This is a genomic window from Suttonella ornithocola (assembly GCF_001889065.1).
Lineage (GTDB): Bacteria > Pseudomonadota > Gammaproteobacteria > Cardiobacteriales > Cardiobacteriaceae > Suttonella_A > Suttonella_A ornithocola.
Map to the genome: position 1 here is coordinate 1 of NZ_LWHB01000099.1, position 9,655 is coordinate 9,655.

The following is a 9,655-nucleotide window of genomic DNA, read 5'->3' on the forward strand; positions in this document are numbered from 1 at the left end:
ACAAATGCTCCATCATTTAAGCGATATTGCGTATTCCCGCCAACCTCAATAATTTGCACATCGCCGTTAAGCTGTGGGGCTAATAGACAATCACCAGCAGCAGTAGTTGCGGTAATCTTTTGTTGGAAAATACTTTCGCCAGTGGCAAAACGGCGCGCTAAGGATTGAAACAATCCCCCACGCATTTCACCGCTTAATTCTAAGCCGTCTTCCATCATAATCATGGCATCGCTTTCGCAGTGAATACTCTCACCTAAGCCTAAATGACAATGCAAAAAAGGTTCGGTATCGCCAATGAGATTAAAAGTTGCCATGATATTTGTCTCCTATGGTAAATATTTAAAGCAGAATTGTAACCGTTCTTTAGAGAGGAAGGGGGAGCACGTTTATTTCGTTTTAGCGTTTACTATATTCAAGCGGCGTGCTTCATTTAGCCATTGTGGCAATTCAGAAAGTAGGCGATGATATAGCTCATCATCACTAATCGTACTAATATCATCTACTGCAAAGAATCCTGCGTTATCTACTATGCGTCCATCAAGGGTATCTAACTTACGTAAAATGCCATAATTTGCATTACCTAGCCCAATAAATTGCCAAAATAATGCCCGTTGGCTAGCTTCACGCAAAATATGTTTGATTGCAGCATTATGACTAACACCACCATCAGTAATAAATAGCACTAATGTAGGTTCACCTGTGTTTTTATGGCATCGTTGTAAAATATCTTCCATAACTGGTGGTTCATTATTGCTACCGCCGATGCTAGTTAAATCAATATTTTGCTTTATATCAGCGGCAATTTTCTGTAGGCGTATTTTAAATTCAGGATCTTTCGCTTGTCTTTTTTGTGGCATTTCGTTACCAATAAAGTCTGTCATATGATGTTCGTTAATTGTCCCAAGATAAGCAAAACGACTTGCGTAGTAATAAAATTCTAACTGACCATCATCATCTAATTTCGAGGCAACAGGCACTAAACGCTCTAAGGTCTCTTGTACTTTGCCACTGCGATAAGTTGAAGACATACTTCCTGAAGCATCCATTACTAAGATGACACGCATTTTTTCTTGTTCAATGCCTAATTTACGCAATTCAACGCCGACTTTGTGTTTACGCAAATCTAATGGCGTGCGCGGCGGTTCAGGTGTTGGCGCGGGTTCGCTAGGTTCAGCATCATCGCTAATTTCAACGCCAAAATGCTCAGCAAGTGGGCGCAATCCGCCATTAAATCCTTGCATCACCAGCCGAAATTTCCAAGCCGCTGCGCGGCGATACCATTCACCAACAATCAACGCGGCTTCACTGCGTCCTTGTAAAGTTTCCTCAGCAGTGGCAATCACATGGTTGCCATCTTGAAGTTGTAATTTTAGTTGTCCTAGTGGCGCAAGATTGTTGCTGTCGTTGGTCATGCAAATGGCAATTTTGACAATGTCTGCGGGTAGTGCTGCGCAATCCATCGTAAGCGTATGATGATTGAGGGAAATGCCTTGGCTTTGCGGTTGACCATAAAAAATCATATCGGCATCCCCTCGCACTTTGCCATTATCGTATAAGCAATACGCCGTAACATCTGCTGTTCCACTGGAATAATGTAACTGAATGCTAGTATGACGTTCTTTAAGGGCAATATTTGCGCCTGCGGTAAGATTTTGCATTTCCTTTTCTCCTATGTTTTGGTAGAAAAATTATATAGCTAACTTCCCAAAAAAATGCATACAACATTATAGTCAAATCAGCTAAAAAACAGAACGTTATCTACCGCCAGAATGGCTAGATAAGGGCTATAGGATGTTTTGTTTTTTAGCTGATCTCACTATAACTCAATATCTACCTGAAAATAGCATCTTATCTCCAAGTACTGTATGCGTTTTTTAGGAGCGCTGCTATAGCTGCTATAGAATAAGGAAATGAGACCTTTGTCGCCCTAAAAATAGAGAAATTTCAATTTTTCAAATACGGCGTTAGCTCGTTTTGCCGTACTGAGGTTGGCTATCTGTGGTATGAAAGCTAAACTCATTCAGCTATATATTTACGCTAAAGAATGGTATTTTGTAACATGGAGACGATAAAATTAGTTCGTCCGCACACCAAAAAATCTTGCATGACGGCGCATTTTTTCTGCCCATGCGCGATGCGTTGCAGGTTCACACATCGCACCATCTAAGCGAAAAACGCCACTGGCTTCAGGATTGAGAATGGCTTGAGCAGCGCGCAAATCTGCCTCTGATACAGCATAATGCTGTTCTATCAATGCAATTTGTTCAGGGTGAATGGCAGTTTTACCCGTTAAACCATAATGTAAATCACTTTGCACTTCGCGCGCTAATGTTTCAGGATCATCTAGGTATTCAAATACGGCTGCGCTTAACGCAAATCCTTTCGGAATGAAACAAGTCGAGAGTTGTGCAATGGTATGCCCCAAAGCCGTTTCATAAAGAGTACAACCTCGCGGACGGCGAATGTTAAGCAGCGCAAGTAAATCGTTGCCGCCAATGCGTAAGGTGAGAATTTGTTTCGCCAAAGGTTGTAAGGCATGAGCCAGTTTTTCCATTTGGCTAGGAGAAAAAACATCAACGGTTTCTAAAATAGGCATTAGCCAAAAAGGATGACCGTTGGCTGTTGTTCTTGGTAATTCAGGTCGCCAAAGGGGCAAGTTATTTTCGGTGAATTTTGGCAATGCCACCCCTGAAAAGGTTTTTAGTGCCTTTGGATGTTGTAAGAGTTCGTGCAAAATCGCAGGATGGCGCGGGCGCAAAAATAAATGGCGCGTACTTTCTGCACTTGGCACAAAGCTATCAAGCGCTGCTTTTAAGTTTGCGATAGCATGAGGCAATTCATGTTCAGCCACGCTGTCTTCTGTGCAAATGATGAGCTCTTTAATGTGTGGCAATTTGTCGCCTTGCATAATGGCGGCAAGGTCAGGATGTGTCGCAGGCACATAAAGGGCTGCACCTAAAGGCGGTTTTTTATCTATTATCATTGTCATGCGGTTTTTATCAGCGATACAGCATAAAAAGGTAGGGCTGCATCATAGGTAATGGGAATGTTTTTTTCTTCAGCGAGCAATTTTAAATGTTGTACGCTAGGTTGTGTAGCGTCGCGTAAAATCAATCTTTCAGGCACACGACGTAATAAGACGCGCGTGGCTTCACCAATCCCTGGTTTAATCAAGTTATTATCTTTAATCGCATAACGCTCACGCGTTGCTGCAAGATAGGTTTGCATACGCGCATGGTTTTGCGCCTTTTGTTGAGCGCTATTTTCTGGCAGCTGCGGTGTTTGCTCATGCGCTAATTGTAAGATATGGTCAGCAAAAGACTGGCTTTGGTCAATGTCTGCAAACTGACGATAATATAAGCAGCCGTGATAATCATTAGCTTGAATTTGATGATTAAGCACAGTACGGCTAACTAATCCCGAAATCGTGGCGTTTAAGATAGCAGACGGAATAAGATAGTCTTCGTAACTCGCTGCCCCTGTGGCAACGCCAGCAAGGTCAGATAAAACATATAATCTTGGCAGAATTTTCCGCTGATATTTGGCGTTATATTCGGTAAGCGCGCGTTCAAGCTCTTGGGTAATCACGCCTTTCCCCGTCCAACCATCAATAAAAATGAGGTCATTTTCTCCATCGGGATGTTGACGCAAAATGGCATTCAGCGCATTAAGGTCAATGCCTCTGTCGCGGATAATGGAAACGCTGTAATGTGCGACATCGCGCCCTAATTGTTCGCTCAGCAAATGTTTGAGAATGACACCAACAGGCGTTCCTGCCCGCGCGAGTGAAACTAAAATTGCATTTGGATGCTGTCGCGCAATAAGTTCACTTAAAGTACGGCAATCTTGCGCCATGCGTACGCCGTTTTGCGCAAGTGCTTGGCGAAACGTGGCAAGATATTCAGATGATGGCGCGCGTTCGGGTTTAAGGAATTCACTGTAATGGCGTTTTCCACTTTGAATGGCATGCTCTTTTTCTAGTGGCGGCAAATCGTCCACTTGTGATAATTGGGTGAGTAAAAAGGTAACATCTTCGGGACGATAACTCCCGTGAAAAGCATTCGTCATAAGCTTCGGTCAATTTGGCTATGGGTTGGGGTTATCCAGTAATCGCAGCAGCGCATGAAAGCTAAATCGCTTTGGCTATCACCGCAGCCGATAGTTAAGCAATCGCCATATTGGGCTTTGAGTTTATCCATGAGATAGGTCACGGCATTCGCTTTGCCGAGCCAATGGGGTAATAAGGCAAAATTATTGTCGTTCAGATGCAAGGTTGCCTCTTGCCATTCTTGTGGCGCTTGCTGGCGGCGATAGGTTTGGACGAGTTCAGCTAAGGCTTGCGCATCATTTTGGTTATGTTTTATCAGTAAATAAAGCGGCATATCGCCCTCTTTTTGAATGCTGTGTCGAATATCACAGGCTTGCTTGTGGGCAATTTGTTGGAATACCGCAAGCTGACGCATCAGCCAATCTTGCGTTTCGGAGTGATAGGCGCGCACTTGTTGTTGCCAATCAGGGTCGCACGCGCCGTTTGGCAATAGTATGGTGCCGCCATGATTGACGATGGCATAGCTGTTAAAAGGCAACAAAACGCGCTGATAAGCATTGACGCTACGCGCAGTAACAGGAATAATCAACGCATTTTGCCACCAGAGTTGGAAGAAGTCTTGCTGCTTTTGATTGCAATAGCCTGATGGTGAACCATCACTTAACGTTGAAGCCAATTGACAATTTGTTGTCTTACCTTGCTTGCGCTCAGTCGCAAATAAGGTGTCATCAAGGTCAGCAAAGAGAATGGTTTGCAAGGTTACCCTCAGCGGTTAAGGTAATTAGTTGCGCATCGAGTTGTTGCGCGAGCGAAAGTAAATCAGGATTAGGCGACAATTCACTAACCAACCAAACTGCGTCATAAGCCTCGCGCGCATAATTGTAAAGATAGTTACTAATGCCTTCACCATACGGGTCAGAATGCGTGTCGCGTTTTTCGATTGCGCCCCAGCAGCGAATGGGAGAACGTGTAGTCGCGCAAAAACGCACGTCCGCGCCTAAGGTTTCAGCAAGCAATGCCAATTGATACGGCGCAAACATAAATTCCCCCGTGCCTAACACGAGCAAACGCCTATTGGGTTTTAGCCAACTTTTTACGGTTTCTTGTTGTATTTCTGTCCATTGTAAGGCTTGCTGGCAGCCCGTTCGTGCGCTAAACGCATGGGGGATGACGTTAACAGATTTACCTTGCGCTGCTTCTGTCACTGGCGCAATTTGTCGCTCAGCCTGATAATGCCATTTTCCTTGCAGTAGACTGTACCAATGCAATTTTAATGGCGTAAGTGCCGTTTTCATTTGCTCGCGATAATCTGCTGAGAAGTCTGTAATGGATAAAATAATGACTTTTTTGAAAGTGAGTCCACGCATTTGTAAGCGTTTAATCAAATTGATAAAGGTATTGCCTGTGCTAAGCTCATCATCAATTAACACTAAGGTTTGTGCATTAAAAAATAGCTGTGCTTGGTCACCCTGCGGAATATGCAAACCAATACTTGGCGCATGGCTGTGTTGTTCTTCAAAATTGAGTCGTTCGTAATCTTTAAGATGATAACGCGTGGTATCGATATAAAGACTTTTAATATCCTGATGCTGATTTAACCATGCTTGATAGACACCTCTTGCGAGGGCTGTTGCGGTTTCTGCCATACCAATAAATAAAATAGGTTCGGCACTGGTGGGAATTTTTTCTGCAAGCGTTTGCTGAGTGGCGAGCATTGTTGATGGCAGAATGGGTAGGTGTTTGCCTAGTTTTTTAGATACGAAAAGAAAGGCGCGCTTTGGATTTTCGCGCGCCGCTACCAGAAAATAATCGTCTGCTGCGATGTCATTTGTTATCTGAAGCGTTAATTTACCTTCAGGTAGAGAATAAGCGTCGTTCATTAAAGATGCGGAATAATCGCAGGAATAAGCTGCTCAAACGTGCGACCACTGGCATGCATCTTCCATTTGCCATTATAGCGATAGACTTTTGCCATGATTTGCGCGTTATGATTGCCTTGCGCAGAAAGATTATAGCGCGCAATTTCTTGGTTATTGCTCTGATCGACTAAACGACAGAATGCGTTTTCTACTTGAGAGAAATCTTGTCCTGTATAGTTATTAACGGTGAAAACTAAAGCTTTGACGCTAGCCGGTACGCGTTCTAAATCAACAATAATTTGTTCATCATCACCATCGCCATCACCCGTACGATTGTCACCTGTATGTGTGATGCTACCATCTTCACTTTTCAAGTGATTAAAGAACACAACATCAACGGGCTGCTTATTTTCATCAAATAATAAACAAGAGGCATCTAAATCAATTTCTTGGTTACCACTGAACATGCCAAAAATGCCTTTTTTCTTAACGGCATCCCAACCTAGCCCCATGACAACTTTTTTTAATGCAGAACCATCAGGTTTGGCTAAGCTAATTTTTTGACCTTTGGTTAAGTTAACAGACATTGTATTCTCCCCATTTGAAAGGACTTAATAAAAAGCCTTGCTGCGTTTTTGGCGCGGCAAGGCTAAAATTACATGACACCGTTTAACCGATGTTGACACCATAGTTTTTCGCTAGAGGTCCAAGTCCGCCAGCAAATCCTTGGCCAATTGCTTTGAATTTCCATTCACCGTTATGACGATAAACTTCACCGAAAATCATTGCGGTTTCAACAGATGCGTCTTCTGATAAGTCATATTTTGCGATTTCAGTGCCATTGTCCTTGTTCACGCAGCGGATATAAGCCGAAGACACTTGTCCAAAATTTTGCTTACGCGCATCTGCTTCATGGATAGTGACAGCAAATGCAATCTTTTCAATATCAGCAGGGATATTATTGAGCTGAAGCACGATTTCTTCATCATCGCCATCACCTTCGCCTGTGCGGTTATCGCCCATATGCTCAACAGAGCCATCGCTAGATTTCAACTGATTATAGAAGATGAAATCTGCATCACTGCGAACCTTACCTGAAGCATTTAAAAGAAATGCTGAAGCATCTAAGTCAAAGTCAGTACCGTCAGTTGCACGAACATCCCAACCTAATCCAATCAATAAATTAGACAGTCCTGGGGCTTCTTTAGTTAAGCTAACGTTACCACCTTTTGATAAGCTAATCGCCATTATATTCTCCTAGTGTTAAAGATTAACCGTATCATAAACACTCTTTTTTACACTCGCAAGACGAATGAGTTTGCGATTTTTTAAGAAAGAAAAATAAGCCAAAAAATAAGTTAATCAAATTTTAATCAATAAATTAGATTATTCTTCTTTTTTACCCACCGCTGCTAAAAGCAATAAAAAGAGTAAAACGCCTGCTGCCACGAGCTTTCCACCAATACTATCCCAGAAAGGCAATTTTGGTTCGGCATTTGCCCATTCGGTAGGCGCTTTTATTTCATTTGCAATTTCTAATAAATATTCTTTATTGATATCACTATATGTTTCTTCATTGATATAACCATAATAATGTCCATTATGATTCCATAATGGCACCCAAAAAAGTTGAAATTGTTTTCAACAATATCCTGGTTGAAGATAGTCCTCGTTTTTGATTTTTAATTCCTCAATTTTTGGAAAATCTCCAATTTTCATCACCATCTCATTATCTCCCCACACGATCGGTAACCCTGCGTAGCTTGGAGAAACCGAAAAAATCGTGAATAATGCAAGACAAATCAACTTTTTCATAAATATCCTTATTTTTAAATAAAAGTTAATTTAATTATTTATTCAGAGATTTGTCAATTACTTTATATAGCAATTATTTTGGAGAAACAAATGCAAACGCTTATCGCTGGTGCCAATACTGTTTTAACGCAATCAACCTTTCAAATAGATATTCACTATCAAGGACAAGCGGATATTACAGCGTATCTGTTAAAACAAGGAAAAGTCCGCGGGGATGCAGATATGATTTTTTACGGTCAAACGCAAACACCGAATGGCAGCGTGCGATTAGCGACGCAAAGTCATTCAGCAACATTGTTTTTTGATACCAATAAAATTGATTCAGACATTGAGAAAATCGCTATTTGCGCCACTATGGATAATGGCAATAGTATTTCTGCCTTAAAGCAGCTGAATTTAGTGGTTCCAAACATTGCCCAAGCAAATGAAGAATTATTACAAAGGCAAGAAGCCGCTGTTATTGTGGCAGAAGTGTATCGGCATAATGGGCAATGGAAAATCCGATTTGTTATGCAAGGTTTTAATGGTGGACTACAACCGCTTGCGGAACATTTTGGTGTTGAAATTGCTGATGAACCGTCTTCTCCTACAACGTCAAATGCACAACCTACGCCTACCGCTCCGCCAAGCATCAATCTCTCTAAAATTACTTTAGATAAAACGCGTAGCAGTATTAGTCTAGAAAAACGCTCTCAAGGTTTTGGAAAAATAGCAGTCAATCTAAACTGGAATCAACGACTATCAGAAAAACAAGGTTTCTTAGCGCGATTAACTGGCGGAGATAAAAACATCGATTTGGATTTAGGGGCAATGATTCGATTCCAAAATGGAGATATTGATTTGGTTCAAGCATTGGGCAACCGTTTTGGAAATTTTGAAATGCATCCGTATGTAAAATTATCAGGTGATGATAGAACTGGTGCTGTACAAGAAGGAGAGTGGCTTTATATCAATGGTGCGCATTGGGACGAGATTTCTCAAATTGTTGTGTATTGCTTTATTTATGAGGGTGTTCCGAATTGGGCGGCAACGGATGGAGTGGTACGCGTACAAGTGCCTAATCAGCCAGAAATTGAAGTGCGATTAACAGAAGGGCGAAACAATTCTAGTATGTGCGGCATTGTAGAGTTAAGAAATGAACAGGGAAATATTCAGATGAATCGGATTGTGGAGTATTTTTCTGACCATCGACAGCTGGATAATCGTTTTAATTATGGTTTTTCTTGGATAAAAGGACGGAAATAAGTTATAGTGAAAGGCTACTAGACTAGTTACGCTGTTGAGATAGGTGAATAAAGTAAACACACATACTATTACAGGAATGGCGATCTAATTTCCGTGACTCTTTTATTAGCCTTTGAGTATAGTTATCGTTGGAATATAGCTAATTTTCCAAAAAATGCATACAACGTTAACTTAATCTCTAGAGACCTTTGCAAAGGTCTCAGCTTGATGATTTCTAACACATAAGCGTTACCTTTTTAGTTGATTAGTTAAACTGCAACGATATATTTAACAGATATAGCTGAATAAGTTCAGATTGCGTACAAATCGACGAGATACAGGCAGCACACATTAGTACGGAAAGATGCTCCAATTCTGTATGCGAGTTAAATATATTTGGCTATAAAGCTTGCTTTTGCATATCATTTTTGCTTGTACTTTTATCTGACCTCCGTTTATAGCAGGACTTTCCCAAAAGATGTATATAGTCAAATCACTTATAATCCAATCTATCCAAAGCAGATATAAAGAACAACTTGTAGTAGAATTATCAAAAACAAACTGAGCATATCCTATGACCTACTGCCGCCAATTCCGACAGAAAATTCTTAACGATATTGCTAATGGAGAAACTTGGCACGCTGTTGCAAAGCGCTACAAGATCAGCAAATTCACCGTTTATAGCTGGATTAAAAATCCCCATCCTAAA

General features: G+C 41.4%; 12 protein-coding genes. 2 read left to right on the top strand and 10 right to left on the bottom strand.

What is annotated here, in order from left to right; all coding sequences use genetic code 11:
* The 10 genes from A5N85_RS08020 to A5N85_RS15655 all read right to left on the bottom strand — a co-directional run.
* On the bottom strand, positions 1 to 314 hold a 314-nt coding region (locus A5N85_RS08020), incomplete at its 3' end, for an AIM24 family protein (protein WP_211268108.1).
* A 72-nt stretch (positions 315 to 386) separates the two neighbouring features.
* On the bottom strand, positions 387 to 1,658 hold the full coding sequence (locus A5N85_RS08025) for a VWA domain-containing protein (protein WP_072576769.1): 1,272 nt from the start codon (positions 1,656 to 1,658) through the stop codon (positions 387 to 389).
* A gap of 416 nt (positions 1,659 to 2,074) precedes the next feature.
* Positions 2,075 to 2,983 carry an HpcH/HpaI aldolase/citrate lyase family protein gene (locus A5N85_RS08030; RefSeq protein ID WP_072576770.1) on the bottom strand — a complete coding sequence of 303 codons (909 nt, stop codon included), beginning with the start codon at positions 2,981 to 2,983 and terminating at the stop codon, positions 2,075 to 2,077.
* A 2-nt stretch (positions 2,984 to 2,985) separates the two neighbouring features.
* Positions 2,986 to 4,068, bottom strand: coding sequence for a cysteine protease StiP family protein (locus A5N85_RS08035; protein WP_072576771.1), 1,083 nt, complete (start codon positions 4,066 to 4,068; stop codon positions 2,986 to 2,988).
* On the bottom strand, positions 4,065 to 4,805 hold the full coding sequence (locus tag A5N85_RS08040; protein ID WP_072576772.1) for an HAD family hydrolase: 741 nt from the start codon (positions 4,803 to 4,805) through the stop codon (positions 4,065 to 4,067). The genes A5N85_RS08035 and A5N85_RS08040 overlap by 4 nt, the downstream gene beginning before the upstream one ends.
* Complete coding sequence (locus tag A5N85_RS08045; protein WP_072576773.1) at positions 4,783 to 5,928, bottom strand: phosphoribosyltransferase domain-containing protein; 1,146 nt, start codon at positions 5,926 to 5,928, stop codon at positions 4,783 to 4,785. Before A5N85_RS08045 ends, A5N85_RS08040 begins: the two co-directional genes overlap by 23 nt.
* Positions 5,928 to 6,494 (bottom strand): TerD family protein, encoded by a 567-nt coding sequence (locus tag A5N85_RS08050; protein ID WP_072576774.1) that lies wholly within the window; start codon positions 6,492 to 6,494, stop codon positions 5,928 to 5,930. Before A5N85_RS08050 ends, A5N85_RS08045 begins: the two co-directional genes overlap by 1 nt.
* A gap of 82 nt (positions 6,495 to 6,576) precedes the next feature.
* Positions 6,577 to 7,155 carry a TerD family protein gene (locus tag A5N85_RS08055; protein WP_072576775.1) on the bottom strand — a complete coding sequence of 193 codons (579 nt, stop codon included), beginning with the start codon at positions 7,153 to 7,155 and terminating at the stop codon, positions 6,577 to 6,579.
* A 138-nt stretch (positions 7,156 to 7,293) separates the two neighbouring features.
* On the bottom strand, positions 7,294 to 7,527 hold the full coding sequence (locus A5N85_RS08060) for a hypothetical protein (RefSeq protein WP_072576776.1): 234 nt from the start codon (positions 7,525 to 7,527) through the stop codon (positions 7,294 to 7,296).
* 21 nt (positions 7,528 to 7,548) lie between these two features.
* Positions 7,549 to 7,722: a hypothetical protein gene (locus tag A5N85_RS15655; protein ID WP_169818639.1), complete on the bottom strand. Its 174-nt coding sequence runs from the start codon at positions 7,720 to 7,722 to the stop codon at positions 7,549 to 7,551.
* A 90-nt stretch (positions 7,723 to 7,812) separates the two neighbouring features.
* On the opposite strand from A5N85_RS15655, the gene A5N85_RS08065 reads away from it, so the two are divergent.
* Together A5N85_RS08065 and A5N85_RS17655 are read left to right on the top strand one after the other, a co-directional pair.
* The gene (locus tag A5N85_RS08065) at positions 7,813 to 8,967 is read left to right on the top strand and encodes a TerD family protein (RefSeq protein ID WP_072576777.1); all 1,155 of its coding nucleotides are present in this window, start codon (positions 7,813 to 7,815) and stop codon (positions 8,965 to 8,967) included.
* A gap of 553 nt (positions 8,968 to 9,520) precedes the next feature.
* Positions 9,521 to 9,655: helix-turn-helix domain-containing protein (locus A5N85_RS17655; RefSeq protein ID WP_143143219.1), on the top strand; the 135-nt coding region annotated here is incomplete at its 3' end.

Bases quoted from the DNA above. Each gene is read 5' to 3' on its own strand.
- A5N85_RS08030 (WP_072576770.1), bottom strand. From the start codon at position 2,983: ATGATAATAGATAAAAAACCGCCTTTAGGTGCAGCCCTTTATGTGCCT.
- A5N85_RS08035 (WP_072576771.1), bottom strand. From the start codon at position 4,068: ATGACGAATGCTTTTCACGGGAGTTATCGTCCCGAAGATGTTACCTTT.
- A5N85_RS08045 (WP_072576773.1), bottom strand. From the start codon at position 5,928: ATGAACGACGCTTATTCTCTACCTGAAGGTAAATTAACGCTTCAGATA.
- A5N85_RS08065 (WP_072576777.1), top strand. From the start codon at position 7,813: ATGCAAACGCTTATCGCTGGTGCCAATACTGTTTTAACGCAATCAACC.
- A5N85_RS08050 (WP_072576774.1), bottom strand. From the start codon at position 6,494: ATGTCTGTTAACTTAACCAAAGGTCAAAAAATTAGCTTAGCCAAACCT.
- A5N85_RS15655 (WP_169818639.1), bottom strand. From the start codon at position 7,722: ATGAAAAAGTTGATTTGTCTTGCATTATTCACGATTTTTTCGGTTTCT.
- A5N85_RS08055 (WP_072576775.1), bottom strand. From the start codon at position 7,155: ATGGCGATTAGCTTATCAAAAGGTGGTAACGTTAGCTTAACTAAAGAA.
- A5N85_RS08025 (WP_072576769.1), bottom strand. From the start codon at position 1,658: ATGCAAAATCTTACCGCAGGCGCAAATATTGCCCTTAAAGAACGTCAT.